A 13,714-nucleotide genomic window follows, 5' to 3' on the forward strand; every position below is an offset into this window, starting at 1 on the left:
GTGTGGCGAGCGTCTCGACCGCCCACGTCGCGACCTTTACTGGAATCGTTCCAGAAAGTGTGGCAGGGTCGCGGCCATGACCACGGCGAGCACGGACGAGACGTTGCTGAAGGAGCGGGGCCTGCGCGTCACCGGTTCCCGGCTCGCCGTCCTGCGCGCGCTCTCCGAGCACCAGCACGCCACCGCGGACGACGTCGTGCGCGCGGTGCGGGCCGACCTCGGCTCGGTGTCCGTGCAGGCCGTCTACGACTGCCTGCACGCGCTCACCTCGTCCGGCCTCCTGCGTCGCATGGAGCCGGCCGGGCACCCCGCGCGCTACGAGCGGCGCACGGGCGACAACCACCACCACGTGGTGTGCCGCTCGTGCGGTGCCGTCGCCGACGTCGACTGCACCGTGGGGCACGCGCCCTGCCTGACGCCGAGCGCGTCCCACGGGTTCGCCGTCGACCTCGCCGAGGTCACGTTCTGGGGCCTGTGCCCCGACTGTGCCGAGGGTTCCGCCGCCGACCCCGTCCCGGTGGCCGGCCCCGGCACGACCTTCTGAACCGGAACCCCCCTGAGAAAGGACGTCATCACATGACGACGCCGTTCACGACGACGCAGACCGGCACCCCGGTCGCGAGCGACGCGCAGTCCCTCACGCTGGGTGCGGACGGGCCCACCGTCCTCCACGACCGCTACCTGGTCGAGAAGCTCGCCTCCTTCAACCGCGAGCGCGTGCCGGAGCGCAACCCGCACGCCAAGGGCGGCGGCGCGTTCGGCGAGCTCGTCGTCACGGAGGACGTCTCGCAGTACACCCGCGCGGCCGTCTTCCAGAAGGGCGCGAAGAGCGAGACGCTGCTGCGCTTCTCGTCCGTCGCGGGCGAGCAGGGCTCCCCCGACACCTGGCGCGACGTGCGCGGCTTCTCGCTGCGCTTCTACACCACCGAGGGCAACCTCGACATCGTCGGCAACAACACCCCGGTCTTCTTCCTGCGCGACGCGATGAAGTTCCCGGACTTCATCCACTCCCAGAAGCGCCTCGGCGCCTCCGGCCTGCGCGACGCCGACATGCAGTGGGACTTCTGGACCCTCTCCCCCGAGTCGGCCCACCAGGTCACCTACGTCATGGGCGACCGCGGCCTGTCGAAGTCGTGGCGCCACCTCAACGGCTACGGCTCGCACACGTACCAGTGGGTCAACGCCGAGGGCGAGCGCTTCTGGGTGCAGTACCACTTCATCTCCCAGCAGGGCGTGGAGCACATGTCGTCCGAGGACGCCGAGCGGATCGCCGGCGAAGACGCGGACTACTACCGCCGCGACCTGTACGAGGCCATCGAGCGCGGCGAGCACCCCTCGTGGGACGTCAAGGTGCAGGTCATGCCCTACGAGGACGCCAAGACCTACCGCTTCAACCCGTTCGACATGACCAAGGTCTGGCCGCACGCGGACTACCCGCTGATCAAGGTCGGCACGTTCACGCTGAACCGGAACCCGAAGAACTTCTTCGCGGAGATCGAGCAGGCAGCGTTCTCGCCGGGCAACCAGGTGCCGGGTACCGGCATCTCGCCCGACAAGATGCTCATGGCCCGCGTCTTCTCCTACCCGGACGCGCAGCGCTACCGCATCGGCACCAACTACAACCAGCTGCCGGTGAACCAGCCGCACGCCGCCCCGGTCGCGAACTACATGCACCAGGGCAACATGCAGTACCAGTTCAACGGCCCCGAGCACCGCGTCTACACGCCGAACTCGTTCGGCACCCAGGGCGGCCCCGTGGCCGACCCGGCGCGCGGCGTCGAGTCCTCGTGGGAGTCGGACGGCGAGCTCGTGCGCGCCGCGCAGACCTTGCACGCCGAGGACGACGACTTCGGCCAGGCGGGCACGCTGTACCGCGAGGTCTTCGACGACGGCGCCAAGGCGCGCTTCCTCGAGACCCTCACGGGCCAGGGCCTCGCCATCACGATCGACGAGATCCGCGAGCGGTTCTTCCAGTACTGGACGAACGTGGACGCCGAGCTCGGCGCCAAGCTCCGCGCCGAGGTGTCCGCGGGTCACGTGCCCTCGCCGGCCGCCGCCGGCTCGGGCCCGGACGTCGAGCCCGTCGGGATCTGACAGGGCGGGCGACGGCGGGCCCTCCGCCGTCGCCCGCACACCGAGGCCGGGCCCCCCCGCGGGGCCCGGCCTCGGCCGTCCCCGCGGGCCGTCGCGGTCCCGCCCGATGCGAAGATGGACCCCATGAGCACCTCGCCCGACGCCTCGTCCCCCGCTACCACGACCACGAGCCCCTCCGCGGCCGACGACGCCACCCGTGACATCGCCGACGTCGCCGCGGTCGAGGTCATCACCGCCGCGGCCGTGCACCTCATGAGCGCCGCCGCCGTGAAGTGCGGGCTGGCGGAGGACGCCGACGCCCAGGGGCACCTGGACCTCGACGAGGCCCGCAAGCTGATCACCGCGCTGGCCGCGCTCGTCACCGCGAGCGCCCCCGACATCGGCAACCAGCACGCGCGCTCGCTGCGCGACGGGCTGAAGTCCCTGCAGCTCGCGTTCCGCGAGGCGTCGGTCGTGCCGGACGCGCCCGGCGAGGGCCCCGGCGAGAAGTTCACGGGCTCCGTCGTCTGAGATGTCCGCCCCGTCCGCCTGGCCGCCGCCCCCGGACCGCCCGCCGCCCCCGCCGGAGGCCGGCGCACCCGCCCGTCGCCGCGGCCGCCGCACGGCCGTGGTCGTCCTGGCCGTGCTGCTGGCCGGGGCGCTCGGCATCGGCGCGTACCTGTGGGTGACCACCGCGCGCTGGCAGGCGCACAGCGCGGCCTGGGAGGACGAGGCGCGGGGGTACGCCGACCGGGTGGCGTCCCTCGACGCCGAGCTCGACGCCACCGACGCCGAGCTCGTGGCGGCCCGCGAGCAGCTCGCCACCGCGACGGCTCGCATCACCGACCTCGCCAACGAGAAGGCCCAGCTCGGCGACGAGAACGTCGCCTCGCAGCAGTACCTCGACTACCAGCGGCGCGTGAGCGAGGCGGCCGGCGTCGTGACCACGGCGCTCGGCGACTGCGTCGACGCCCAGTCGCAGCTCATCACGTACCTCGAGGACCGCGGCTCCTACGACGCGAAGGACCTCGACCGGTTCGCCTCGGACGTCGAGACCCTGTGCCGGCAGGCCTCGAAGGCGAACGACCAGCTCGAGCAGGAGCTCGAGCCGTGACCCGACCGGGCCGCTCGCGGGGCCTGCGCCCGGCGCCGGCCCTCCTCCTCGCCGCGACGCTCGCCGGCTGCGGGGTGCTTCCCTCGCTGCCGCCCGCGGTGCCGGACGACGTCGTCCCCACGCGCGTCGCGCCGTCGGCTCCCGCGTCGCTCGCGCCCGACGGCGCGGAGGGCCTGTCCCCCGACGGCTTCGACGCCGTGCAGCGCATGGCCGTGCGCATCCGGAACGTGGGCTGCGACGGGCTGTCGACCGGGTCGGGGTTCGCCGTCGACGAGCACACGCTCGTCACCAACCGGCACGTCGTGGCCGACTCGGAGTCGCTGGAGGTCAGCACCTACGACGGGCGCGACCTCGAGGTCTCCGCCGCGGGCAGCGCGGCGCTGGCCGATCTCGCCCTGGTGCGCACCAAGGAACCGCTGCCCAGCCATCCCACGCTCGCGGACGCCGACCCGCGGCCCGGTGACGCCGTCTCGGTGGTCGGCTACCCCGAGGGAGGCGAGCTGACGATCACCGCCGGCGAGGTCATCGGACCGACCACCGACCCGCTCCACGAGAACCTCGGCGAGGTGCTGCTCACCGACGCCCCGGTCGAGCCGGGCTCGTCGGGGTCGGCGGCGCTCGACGAGCAGGGCCGGGTGATCGGCGTCGTGTACGCGAAGACCTCCGACGGCCGCTCGCTGCTGGTGCCGCTGTCGACCCTGGAGCGGCTGCTGGACGACGCCGACGGGTTCCGAGCGCTGCCGCCGTGCGCCCAGCCGTCCGGGCAGCCTTCCGACGGCGGCCCCGCCGCGACGCCGACGCGCTAGGAGGCGCGGGTCAGCGCGCCGCGCCCACCCGCAGCTCGAGCGAGTCCACGCGGGCCGAGATCACCGTCGAGGCGCCGAGGCGGGCGTTCACCTGCGCGAGCACGCGGTCCAGCCCCGCCCGGTCCAGGCCCGGGTCGAGGGCGAGCACGACGGCGACCTCGGCGCGGCGCCCGCGCTCGGCGTGCGCGCGCACCACGTGCTGCACCGGCGCGGCGGCGTCCGCGACCGCCGCGGCGACGTCCGGTTCCACCTCGAGCGCGCCGTCCGGGCCCGCGGGGACGAGCGCCGGGCGCCACTCCTCGCCCTGGGCGAGCGCCCAGACCGCCGGCCGGGGCACGAGGGCGGTCGCCGGCCCGGCCGGGTCCACGACCAGCAGCGACCAGTCCTCGCTCACCGCCGAGAGGGCGGCACGGGCGGCCTCGACCGGGACGGGGCGGGCGTCGGCGCGCCACGCCGTCATCGCGTCGACCGACGTGAAGACGGGGAGCGCCCGGCGACCGTCGGGCGCCTCGATGGCCACCACGCCGGCCGCGGCCTCCTTGTCGACGTGCAGCTCCTGCGTGCCGCCGGCCGTCTCGTGCTCGACCACGTCGGCGACGGCGAGCTCCGCGAGGACGGGCACGAGCACCCGGGTGACGGCGAGGCGCCGCACGACGTCCTCCAGCGACCCGGTGCCTGCGGCGTGCGCGCTCAGCAGCGCGGCGAGCTCGGCGTCGGCCGAGCCGTCGTCGCCCGCGAACTGCGACGTCGGCTGGATCGACTTCAGGTGCCCCGGCAGGGCACGGCCACCCTCGGCCGTCACGGCCGACCCGCCACGTCGAGGGCCTCGGGCAGCGTGAACGCCCCGGCGTACAGGGCCTTGCCCACCACGGCCCCCTCGACGCCGTCCGGCACCAGGGCGCGCAGGGCCTCCAGGTCGGCGAGGGACGAGATCCCGCCCGACGCGACCACCTTCGCCGGGGTGCGCGAGGCGACCTCCCGCAGCAGGTCGACGTTCGGGCCGCGCAGCGTGCCGTCCTTGGTGACGTCCGTGACGACGTACCGGGAGCAGCCGGCGTCGTCCAGGCGGGCGAGCACCTCCCACAGGTCGCCGCCCTCCTGGGTCCAGCCGCGGGCGGCGAGCGTCGTGCCGCGCACGTCGAGGCCGACGGCGACGGCGTCGCCGTGCTCGGCGATGACCCGCGCCGTCCACTCCGGGTCCTCGAGGGCGGCGGTGCCGATGTTGACGCGGCGCGCGCCCGTGGCGAGGGCGCGCTCGAGCGAGGCGTCGTCACGGATGCCGCCCGACAGCTCCACCTGGACGTCGAGCTCGGCCACGACCTGCGCGAGCAGGTCGGCGTTCGAGCCACGACCGAACGCCGCGTCGAGGTCCACGAGGTGGATCCACTCGGCGCCGCCCGCCTGCCAGTCGCGGGCGGCGGCCAGCGGGTCGCCGTAGGACGTCTCGGAGCCTGCCTCCCCCTGCACGAGGCGGACGGCCTGGCCGTCGGCGACGTCGACGGCGGGCAGCAGCACGAGGCGGTCGGTCATCAGGGTGTCTCCAGGTTCTACGACTGCGGGTTCTGGACGGCGGGTTCGGGTGCGGCGGTGATCGGGCCGACGACGCTCAGAGCGAGCGGACCCAGTTCTCGAGCAGGGTCGCGCCGGCGTCGCCGGACTTCTCGGGGTGGAACTGCGTGGCGGCGAGCGGTCCGCTCTCGACGGCGGCGACGAACCGGGCCTCGGAGCCAGGCGCGCCGTGCCGCGCCCAGGTGACCAGCGGCGGCGTGTAGCGCGGGTCCGCGTCGCCGTCGTGCCCCTGCGTGAACTGCTGCGCCGCGTACGAGTGCACGAAGTAGAACCGCTCGTGCTCCACCCCCGCGAAGAGGCGGGAGCCCTCGGGGGTCTCCACGGGCGACCAGCCCATGTGGGGCACCACCGGGGCGTCGAGGCGCTCGACGACGCCGGGCCACTCGCCCAGGCCCTCCGCCCGCTCCCCGTGCTCCACACCGGCGTCGAACATGACCTGCATGCCGACGCAGATGCCCAGCACGGGGCGCCCACCGGCGAGGCGCCGGTCGATCACCTGGTCGCCCCGGACGGCGCGGAGCCCGGCCATGCAGGCGGCGAACGCGCCGACGCCCGGCACCACCAGCCCGTCGGCCTCCGCGGCCCGCGTCAGGTCCGCGGTGAGCTCGACGTGGGCCCCCACCCGCTCGAGGGCTCGCACGGCCGAGCGGACGTTGCCGAAGCCGTAGTCGAGCACCACGACGTGGGAACGCCCGTCCGCGCGGGCGGGCGTCGGCGCGGGGTTGAGGTCGGCCGCCGCGCCGCCGTGCGGCAGCAGCGGCGTGATCCCCGCGGCTTCCTGGGCCGCGGCGATCCGCTCCCGGTCGGGCGTGCTGGGCGTGTCGGTGGGCGTGTCCGGCATGCGTCTCCCCTACTGCTTCTTGCGTGCCTTGCGCGCGGCGCCGGTGAGCATCCGCATCGCCTTGAAGCGGCCGATGCTCGACGACGGCACGACGCCCGGCAGGTCGGCGACCGTGAGCTGACCGGTGACGAGGTCCTCGAGGGCCTCCGGAGCGCCACCCAGCACGAGGCCCGGCGGAAGCTCGCCCTCGGCCTCGCCGTCGGCGTAGCGCACGCAGGTGAGCTGCTCGCCCTGGCGGGTCACGAGGACGAGGGGCACCCCCGCCACGAGCTTCGAGATCGCGGCGGCGGCCCGGGCGGGCGCGCCGTCGCTCGTGTCGCGCAGGATCGCGAGCGCGCCGACCGGGGTCGGCGCGGCGTCGACGTCGAGCTCGGCGAGCGAGCACGCGGCCGCCAGGGGCTCGGCGCCCGCGATCTGGGTGATGAGGACCGCCAGCTCGGGGTCCGCGGAGGCGCCGTCGAGGCCCGACAGGTCGTCGGGGATCTCGAAGCCCTCGGGCAGGTCGTCCGGCAGGTCCGGCTGCGGGTCGGGGTGCCGGTCGGGATCGGTGGTCATGCGGCTACAGCGCACCCTTCGTGGACGGGACGCCCTCGACGCGCGGGTCGGGGGCGACGGCGGCGCGCAGCGCACGGGCGAGCGCCTTGAACTGGGCCTCGACGATGTGGTGCGGGTCGCGGCCCGCGAGGACCCGCACGTGCAGGCAGATGCCGGCGTGATGGGCGATCGACTCGAGCACGTGCCGGGTGAGCGACCCGGTGAAGTGCCCGCCGATGAGGTGGTACTCCTGCCCCTCCGGCTCCCCCGAGTGCACGAGGTACGGGCGTCCCGAGACGTCGACGACCGCGAGCGCGAGCGCCTCGTCGAGCGGCACGGTCGCGTCGCCGTAGCGGGAGATGCCCCGCTTGTCGCCGAGCGCCACGCGCAGCGCCTCGCCGAGCACGATGGCGACGTCCTCGACGGTGTGGTGCGCGTCGATGTGGGTGTCGCCGGTCGCCCGCACGGTGAGGTCGATCAGCGAGTGCTTGCCGAGCGCGGTGAGCATGTGGTCGTAGAACGGCACGGTGGTCGAGATCTCCGTGCGCCCCGTGCCGTCCAGGTCCAGCTCGACGACGACGCTCGACTCGCTCGTCGTGCGCTCCACGCGGGCCGTGCGGTGCTGCATCAGTCCTCCTTCTCGGGCGCCGCGGCGCCGGTGACCGTCTCGCTGACGACCTCGATGAACGCCGACCGGAACGCGGCGTTCTCGTCGGGCGTGCCGACCGAGACGCGCAGCCAGCCCTCGGGCCCGGTCTCGCGGATGAGCACCCCGCGGTCCAGCAGGCCCTGCCAGACGGCGTGCCGGTCGCCGAACGTGCCGAACAGCACGAAGTTCGCGTCGGAGTCCGCCACCTGCAGCGGGCGACCGTCGACCTCCTGCGCACGCAGCCAGTCCACCAGTGCGTCGCGCTCGTCGCGCAGGTCGCGCACCTGCGCCCGCAGCTCGTCGTGGTGCGCCAGCGCGCCCCGCGCGGCCGCCTGCGTGACGGCCGACAGGTGGTAGGGCAGCCGGACGACGCGCAGGGCGTCCACGAGCCCGGTGGACGCGGCCAGGTAGCCGAGCCGCAGCCCGGCCGCGGCGAAGGCCTTCGACATCGTGCGCGAGACCGCGAGGTGCGGGTGCGCCCCGAGCAGCTCGAGGGCCGACGGCGTGCCGGGGCGGCGGAACTCCGCGTAGGCCTCGTCGACCACGACGACGGCGCCGGCGCGGCGGCCGTCGCGCTCGGGGGCGTCGGGCACCTCGACCTTCGCCGCGGCGTCCAGGACCGCCTCCACCGTCGCGAGCGGCAGCGCCGTACCGGTCGGGTTGTTCGGGCTGGCCAGGAGGATCACGGAGGGCCGGACCTCCGCGATCGTCGCGACCGCGTGGTCGACGTCGAGCGTGAAGTCGCTCTCGCGGCGGCCGGTGACCCACCGCGTGTGCGTGTCCCGCGCGTACTCCGGGTACATCGAGTAGGTCGGCGCGAAGGACAGCGCGGTGCGGCCCGGGCCGCCGAACGCCTGCAGCAGGTGCAGCATGACCTCGTTGGAGCCGTTGGCGGCCCAGACCTGGTCGGGCGCGACCCGTACCCCGGACTCGAGCGCCAGGTAGTCCGCCAGGTCGCCGCGCAGGGCCGTGAAGTCACGGTCGGGGTAGCGGTTGAGCCCGCGCGCCGCGTCGGCGACATGGCGGGCGATCGTCGCGACGACCGCCTCCGACGGGGCGTACGGGTTCTCGTTGACGTTCAGCCGCACGGGCACGTCGAGCTGCGGGGCGCCGTAGGGCACCTCGGCCGCGAGCTCGGGACGCAGCGGCAGCCGCGCGCCGTCGACGCCGCCCGCGGGTGCGGCGGCGGACAGGGGGGTGGTCACCGCGCCAGTCTACGGAACCGCGGGAGCCCCCGGTGGCGGCGTCCGTCCCTCGACCTCGTGCCCGCGCCGCCGGCGGACCGGCCGCGTGGGTCACCCGCCGACCTGGCCCCCAGGACCACTTTGTGAAGGATTGCACATGTCGCGAACGGCCTGGTTCCGCGCCTTGTGACAGCCTTCACAAGGCTTCAGGGCTGCGACGCGGGCGCATCGTGCCTACCGTCGAGGTATCAGCAGTTCGTTCGTGTGGGCCGCGCCGAGCGGCCCGTGAGAGGGAGAAGCAGATGAGCACCATGCAGGCCGCGGTCGTCCACTCGTTCACCGAGCCCCTGTCCGTCGAGGACCGCGAGATCCCGACGCCCGGGCCGCACGAGGCCCTGGTCAAGGTCGACTACACCGGCGTGTGCCACACCGACCTGCACGCCGCGCACGGCGACTGGCCGGTCAAGCCGGCCCCGCCGTTCGTCCCGGGCCACGAGGGCGTCGGGCACGTCGTCGCCGTCGGGGACCAGGTGACCCGCGTCAAGGTCGGCGACACGGTCGGCAACGCCTGGCTGTGGAGCGCCTGCGGCGAGTGCGAGTACTGCGAGACCGGGTGGGAGACCCTCTGCCCGGACCAGAAGAACGGCGGCTACTCCGTCGACGGCTCGTTCGGCCAGTACATGCTCGTCGACGCGCGGTACGCGCCGATCGTCCCCGAGGGCGTGGACCTGTCCGCCGTCGGGCCGATCCTGTGCGCCGGCGTCACCGTCTACAAGGGCCTCAAGGTCACCGACACGAAGCCCGGCGAGTGGGTGCTGATCTCCGGCATCGGCGGCCTCGGCCACATCGCCGTGCAGTACGCGGTCGCCATGGGCCGCCGCGTCGCCGCGGTCGACGTCGACGACGCCAAGCTCGAGCTGGCGCGCCGGCACGGCGCCGAGGTGACCGTGAACGCTGCCACCTCCCCCGACGCCGCGTCCGAGCTGCAGGAGAAGACCGGCGGCGGCGTGCACGGCGCGCTCGTGACGGCCGTCAACGCCCACGCGTTCCCCCAGGCCGTCGGCGCGCTGCGCCGCGGCGGCACCGTCTCGCTCGTCGGCCTGCCGCCGGAGAAGTTCCCGCTGGACATCTTCACCACGGTCCTGTTCGGGCTCACCGTGCGGGGCTCGATCGTCGGCACGCGCAAGGACATGGCGGAGGCGCTCGACTTCTTCGCCCGCGGCAAGGTCGACCCGACCTACACCGTGCGCCCCCTCGGCGACATCAACGCGATCTTCGACGAGATGATCGCGGGGCGCATCGACGGCCGCGTCGTCATGGACATGCGGAGCTGACGTCACCGCGGCGGACGGCAAGCCCGGCGGCACGTGCCGCCGGGCCCCGCCGGTGAGCAACCGTGCGTGCGCCCGTCACGCGAGCACGACGTCCTCCCCCGAGACCTCGACCTGGATCGCCGGGAGCGGCTCGGGCGCCGGCCCGCCGAGGACGGCGGCGTCCGTCAGCGCGTAGCGCGACTGATGGCACGGGCACAGCAGCTCGCCCTCGCCGGGCGCGACCGTGCAGCCCGCGTGCGTGCAGATCGCGCTGAACGCATGCACCTCGCCCTGGGTCGGCTGGGTCACGAGCACGTCCTGGCCCCCGACCTTCGCGGCGACGGCGCCGCCCACCGGGACGTCGGCGAGCGCGACCACGACGGTGCCCGCCCCCGCCGCGCTCGCAGAGGCCGCCGCCTCCTGCGGCGTCGGCTTCTGCTCGGCGCAGGCGGCGAGCACCCCGGCGCCGGCGATCGCGCCCGCGGCCGCGCCCGTGCCGCGCAGCAGCTGTCGCCGGGTCGGGCCGCAGTCGCAGGCCGCCCTGTCGAGCGCACCCTTCGCCTGGGGCACGTCGGGCACGTCCGGCACGGTCGGCACGGTCGGGTGGGTCGACGGGCTGATCGTCATGGCGCCTCCGGTGGGTCGGGCCCCGGCCCGCCGGACGCTTCCGCTGACGGCACCACCGAGGAGTGGGAGCATCATCATCATGGACACGTCCCACGGCGCGGTGCCACCTCGGCCGCGGTCCCAGAGCCCGGCCCGACCGCCCGCGGCGCGCGGCTGGCGGCTGGCCGCCGCGCTCGCGGTCCTGGTCTCGGCCGTCGTCCACGTCGTGCTGTACGTCGACGGCTACGACACCATCGCCGTCGTCGGCCCTCTCTTCCTCCTCAACGCCGTGGCCGGGGTCGTGCTGGCCGCGCTGCTGGTCGTCTGGCGGCACTGGCTGCCGCTGGTCGGAGGGATCGGCTTCGGCGGCCTGACCCTGCTGGCGTTCGTGCTGTCGACGACGGTCGGCTTCTACGGCGTCAACGAGACGTTCGCGGGCACCACCGAGATCGTCGCCGCGGCGGCCGAGGTGGTCGCGGTGGTGGCGTCGGCCGTGGCGCTCCTGCGGGAGTACGTGCGCTGACGGGCCTGTGGAGGGCGGGCCGACGTCGTCGGCGGCGCCCCCTACGATCGAGGACGTGAGCCACCCCGACGACCCGTACGCCGACCTCGTGTTCGACCCGACGGACGAGGACGTCCCGCCGCCTGACGACCAGGCGCCCGAGCGCGAGCCCGAGAACGAGCACGGCGCCCCGCCCTCGGCCCCGTCTCCCGCGATCCCGACGGACGCCCCGGGGCCCGACGCAGCCAAGCGGGCGAAGCTCGCGATGCTCCGCGGCCTGCTCGACAGCGCGGGCGAGGGCGGCGGCACGCTGCGCGAGCAGGCCGAGGAGGCGCTGCGCGCGCTCGTCGGCCGGGAGGACGCCGCGTTGCGCGAGGACCAGTGGCGCGCGATCGAGGCCCTGGTCGCGTTCCGCCGTCGTGCGCTCGTCGTGCAGCGCACCGGGTGGGGCAAGTCCGCCGTGTACTTCGTCGCCACGTCGCTGCTGCGGTCCCGGGGAGCGGGGCCCACCGTCATCGTCTCGCCGCTCCTGGCACTCATGCGCGACCAGATCGCGGCGGCGGCGCGGGCCGGGATCCGCGCCGTGACGATCAACTCGTCGAACGTCACCGAGTGGGACCAGGTGCACGCGGCCATCGCGGCCGGCGAGGTGGACGTGCTGCTGTGCTCGCCCGAGCGCCTCAACAACCCGGCGTTCCGCGACGAGGTGCTCCCCCGCCTCGCGGCCGACGCCGGCCTCGTGGTGATCGACGAGGCGCACTGCATCTCCGACTGGGGCCACGACTTCCGGCCCGACTACCGCCGCATCCGCACGCTGCTCGCCGACCTGCCGCCCGGCATCCCCGTGCTCGCGACCACGGCCACGGCGAACGCCCGCGTCACCGCCGACGTCGCCGAGCAGCTCGGCGTGCACGGCGCGGCGCCCGGCGGCAGCTCTGCCCCGGACGAGGACGTGCTCGTGCTGCGGGGCGGCCTGGACCGCGAGTCGCTGCACCTCGCCGTGCTCGAGCTCCCCGACCAGCCCACGCGCGTGGCGTGGCTCGTCGAGGCGCTGCAGGACGTCGAGGGGTCGGGCATCGTCTACTGCCTCACCGTGTCCGCCGCCGAGCAGGTGGCCGAGCAGCTCCGGGGCGCGGGCCTGGCCGTCGCCGCCTACACCGGGCGGACCGACCCCACCCAGCGGGAGCAGCTCGAGGAGGACCTCAAGGAGAACCGGGTCAAGGCCCTGGTGGCGACGTCCGCGCTCGGCATGGGCTTCGACAAGCCCGACCTCGCGTTCGTCGTGCACCTCGGTGCCCCGTCCTCCCCCATCGCCTACTACCAGCAGGTGGGCCGCGCCGGCCGTGGCGTGGACGACGCCGTCGTCGTGCTGCTCCCCGGGCACGAGGACCGCGCGATCTGGGACTGGTTCGGGTCGCAGGCGTTCCCCGCCGAGCCGCAGGTCCGCGCCACGCTCGGGGCCCTCGGGGCCTCCGAGGGCGCGCAGTCCACCGCCGCGCTGGAGACGCAGGTCGACCTCAAGCGGTCCCGGCTGGAGACGATGCTCAAGGTGCTCGACGTCGACGGCGCCGTGCGCCGCGTGCAGGGCGGCTGGGTCGCCACCGGCACCCCGTGGGCGTACGACGCCGAGCGCTACGCGCGGGTGGAGGCCACCCGCCAGGCGGAGCAGCAGGCGATGGTCGACTACGTGGCCACCTCCGGGTGCCGGATGGCGTACCTGCGCGCCCAGCTCGACGACCCGGAGCTGCCCGACGGCTGGGCCTGCGGTCGCTGCGACCGGTGCGACGGCGTCACCCTGCCCGCCGTCCCCGACGCGGAGGCCGTCGCCGCCGCGCGGGCCGACATGGACCGACCCGGCGTGGAGGTCGGGCCGCGCGCGATGTGGCCGTCCGGGCTCACGGCCCTCGGCCTCGACCTCAAGGGCAAGATCGCGCCCGAGGAGCGCGCCGAGCCCGGTCGTGCGGTGGCCCGGCTCGACGGCCTGGGGTGGTCCGGTCCGTTGCGGGACCTGTTCGCGGCCGGCGCCCCGGACGGCGAGGTGCCCGTGCCGCTGCGGCACGCCGCCGCTCGCGTCCTCGACGACTGGGACGCGATCCGCCCGGACGGCACCGAGACCTCCGATCCCGCCGCGGAGGGCGGCCGCCGCACGACGATCGAGGGGGTCGTGGCGGTGCGGTCCACGACGCGCCCGCAGCTGACGTACCACCTGGCGTCCGGGCTGGCCGCCTACCTGGGTGTGCCGCTCATCGGCGCCGTCGGCCCGGTCGCCGGCGCCGAGCAGCCCGACCGGCACGACGTGAACTCGGCGATGCGGCTGGCGGGGGTGGCGCGGCGCCTGCAGCTGGAGCTGGGCGAGGCCGCCCTGCGCGGCCTTCCCGGGCGCACCGTCCTGCTGGTGGACGACTGGACCGAGTCCGGCTGGACGCTCACGGTGGCCGCCCGGCTGCTGCGACAGGCCGGTGCCGCGGCGGTGCACCCGTTCGTGCTCGGGGTGCGCTGACACGCCGACGACGCCCGGGAGCG

General features: G+C 75.0%; 15 protein-coding genes. 8 read left to right on the forward strand and 7 right to left on the reverse strand.

The window, feature by feature from the left end; all coding sequences use genetic code 11:
- Window positions 1-76 precede the first annotated feature (76 nt).
- From ACQP6G_RS00130 to ACQP6G_RS00150, 5 genes are all read left to right on the forward strand, one after another.
- Window positions 77-544 carry a Fur family transcriptional regulator gene (locus ACQP6G_RS00130; protein WP_429762147.1) on the forward strand — a complete coding sequence of 156 codons (468 nt, stop codon included), beginning with the start codon at window positions 77-79 and terminating at the stop codon, window positions 542-544.
- 32 nt (window positions 545-576) lie between these two features.
- Entirely contained in the window at window positions 577-2,094 is a 1,518-nt protein-coding gene (locus ACQP6G_RS00135; protein WP_429762148.1) for a catalase, read from the forward strand.
- A gap of 123 nt (window positions 2,095-2,217) precedes the next feature.
- Window positions 2,218-2,604, forward strand: coding sequence for a DUF1844 domain-containing protein (locus ACQP6G_RS00140; protein ID WP_429762149.1), 387 nt, complete (start codon window positions 2,218-2,220; stop codon window positions 2,602-2,604).
- A 1-nt stretch (window position 2,605) separates the two neighbouring features.
- Window positions 2,606-3,187 carry a hypothetical protein gene (locus ACQP6G_RS00145; protein WP_429762150.1) on the forward strand — a complete coding sequence of 194 codons (582 nt, stop codon included), beginning with the start codon at window positions 2,606-2,608 and terminating at the stop codon, window positions 3,185-3,187.
- The gene (locus ACQP6G_RS00150; protein WP_429762151.1) at window positions 3,184-3,993 is read left to right on the forward strand and encodes a S1C family serine protease; all 810 of its coding nucleotides are present in this window, start codon (window positions 3,184-3,186) and stop codon (window positions 3,991-3,993) included. The genes ACQP6G_RS00145 and ACQP6G_RS00150 overlap by 4 nt, the downstream gene beginning before the upstream one ends.
- 10 nt (window positions 3,994-4,003) lie before the next feature.
- Here the strand turns inward: ACQP6G_RS00150 and ACQP6G_RS00155 are convergent, their stop codons facing one another.
- The 6 genes from ACQP6G_RS00155 to ACQP6G_RS00180 all read right to left on the reverse strand — a co-directional run bounded on the left by ACQP6G_RS00155 (window position 4,004) and on the right by ACQP6G_RS00180 (window position 8,791).
- Window positions 4,004-4,795, reverse strand: coding sequence for an SseB family protein (locus ACQP6G_RS00155; protein ID WP_429762152.1), 792 nt, complete (start codon window positions 4,793-4,795; stop codon window positions 4,004-4,006).
- Window positions 4,792-5,523 carry a bifunctional 1-(5-phosphoribosyl)-5-((5-phosphoribosylamino)methylideneamino)imidazole-4-carboxamide isomerase/phosphoribosylanthranilate isomerase PriA gene (gene priA, locus ACQP6G_RS00160; protein WP_429762153.1) on the reverse strand — a complete coding sequence of 244 codons (732 nt, stop codon included), beginning with the start codon at window positions 5,521-5,523 and terminating at the stop codon, window positions 4,792-4,794. Before priA ends, ACQP6G_RS00155 begins: the two co-directional genes overlap by 4 nt.
- Window positions 5,524-5,599: 76 nt before the next feature.
- Window positions 5,600-6,403: an imidazole glycerol phosphate synthase subunit HisH gene (hisH, locus tag ACQP6G_RS00165; RefSeq protein WP_429762154.1), complete on the reverse strand. Its 804-nt coding sequence runs from the start codon at window positions 6,401-6,403 to the stop codon at window positions 5,600-5,602.
- Window positions 6,404-6,412: 9 nt separating this feature from the next.
- The gene (locus ACQP6G_RS00170; protein ID WP_429762155.1) at window positions 6,413-6,958 is read right to left on the reverse strand and encodes a hypothetical protein; all 546 of its coding nucleotides are present in this window, start codon (window positions 6,956-6,958) and stop codon (window positions 6,413-6,415) included.
- Window positions 6,959-6,962: 4 nt separating this feature from the next.
- Window positions 6,963-7,565: an imidazoleglycerol-phosphate dehydratase HisB gene (gene hisB / locus ACQP6G_RS00175; protein WP_429762156.1), complete on the reverse strand. Its 603-nt coding sequence runs from the start codon at window positions 7,563-7,565 to the stop codon at window positions 6,963-6,965.
- Entirely contained in the window at window positions 7,565-8,791 is a 1,227-nt protein-coding gene (locus tag ACQP6G_RS00180; protein ID WP_429762157.1) for a histidinol-phosphate transaminase, read from the reverse strand. Before ACQP6G_RS00180 ends, hisB begins: the two co-directional genes overlap by 1 nt.
- A 281-nt stretch (window positions 8,792-9,072) precedes the next feature.
- On the opposite strand from ACQP6G_RS00180, the gene adhP reads away from it, so the two are divergent.
- Window positions 9,073-10,104 carry an alcohol dehydrogenase AdhP gene (gene adhP / locus ACQP6G_RS00185; RefSeq protein ID WP_429762158.1) on the forward strand — a complete coding sequence of 344 codons (1,032 nt, stop codon included), beginning with the start codon at window positions 9,073-9,075 and terminating at the stop codon, window positions 10,102-10,104.
- Between the two features lie 75 nt (window positions 10,105-10,179).
- Here adhP and ACQP6G_RS00190 read toward each other — a convergent pair whose 3' ends face one another.
- Complete coding sequence (locus ACQP6G_RS00190) at window positions 10,180-10,710, reverse strand: Rieske (2Fe-2S) protein (protein ID WP_429762159.1); 531 nt, start codon at window positions 10,708-10,710, stop codon at window positions 10,180-10,182.
- 79 nt (window positions 10,711-10,789) lie between these two features.
- Here ACQP6G_RS00190 and ACQP6G_RS00195 point away from each other — a divergent pair, with 79 nt between their 5' ends.
- Both ACQP6G_RS00195 and ACQP6G_RS00200 read left to right on the forward strand, forming a co-directional pair.
- Window positions 10,790-11,212 carry a hypothetical protein gene (locus tag ACQP6G_RS00195; RefSeq protein WP_429762160.1) on the forward strand — a complete coding sequence of 141 codons (423 nt, stop codon included), beginning with the start codon at window positions 10,790-10,792 and terminating at the stop codon, window positions 11,210-11,212.
- A gap of 244 nt (window positions 11,213-11,456) precedes the next feature.
- Window positions 11,457-13,691 (forward strand): RecQ family ATP-dependent DNA helicase, encoded by a 2,235-nt coding sequence (locus ACQP6G_RS00200; protein WP_429762669.1) that lies wholly within the window; start codon window positions 11,457-11,459, stop codon window positions 13,689-13,691.
- Window positions 13,692-13,714 lie beyond the last annotated feature (23 nt).

The organism is Isoptericola nanjingensis, assembly GCF_050311635.1.
GTDB classification, from domain to species: Bacteria; Actinomycetota; Actinomycetes; order Actinomycetales; family Cellulomonadaceae; genus Isoptericola; species Isoptericola nanjingensis.

Excerpts from the sequence above, each read along its gene's own strand:
- ACQP6G_RS00130 (WP_429762147.1), top strand. The coding sequence starts at position 77 with ATGACCACGGCGAGCACGGACGAGACGTTGCTGAAGGAGCGGGGCCTG.
- ACQP6G_RS00135 (WP_429762148.1), top strand. The coding sequence starts at position 577 with ATGACGACGCCGTTCACGACGACGCAGACCGGCACCCCGGTCGCGAGC.
- ACQP6G_RS00140 (WP_429762149.1), top strand. The coding sequence starts at position 2,218 with ATGAGCACCTCGCCCGACGCCTCGTCCCCCGCTACCACGACCACGAGC.
- ACQP6G_RS00145 (WP_429762150.1), top strand. The coding sequence starts at position 2,606 with ATGTCCGCCCCGTCCGCCTGGCCGCCGCCCCCGGACCGCCCGCCGCCC.
- priA (WP_429762153.1), bottom strand. The coding sequence starts at position 5,523 with ATGACCGACCGCCTCGTGCTGCTGCCCGCCGTCGACGTCGCCGACGGC.
- hisH (WP_429762154.1), bottom strand. The coding sequence starts at position 6,403 with ATGCCGGACACGCCCACCGACACGCCCAGCACGCCCGACCGGGAGCGG.
- ACQP6G_RS00170 (WP_429762155.1), bottom strand. The coding sequence starts at position 6,958 with ATGACCACCGATCCCGACCGGCACCCCGACCCGCAGCCGGACCTGCCG.
- hisB (WP_429762156.1), bottom strand. The coding sequence starts at position 7,565 with ATGCAGCACCGCACGGCCCGCGTGGAGCGCACGACGAGCGAGTCGAGC.
- adhP (WP_429762158.1), top strand. The coding sequence starts at position 9,073 with ATGAGCACCATGCAGGCCGCGGTCGTCCACTCGTTCACCGAGCCCCTG.
- ACQP6G_RS00190 (WP_429762159.1), bottom strand. The coding sequence starts at position 10,710 with ATGACGATCAGCCCGTCGACCCACCCGACCGTGCCGACCGTGCCGGAC.
- ACQP6G_RS00195 (WP_429762160.1), top strand. The coding sequence starts at position 10,790 with ATGGACACGTCCCACGGCGCGGTGCCACCTCGGCCGCGGTCCCAGAGC.
- ACQP6G_RS00200 (WP_429762669.1), top strand. The coding sequence starts at position 11,457 with ATGCTCCGCGGCCTGCTCGACAGCGCGGGCGAGGGCGGCGGCACGCTG.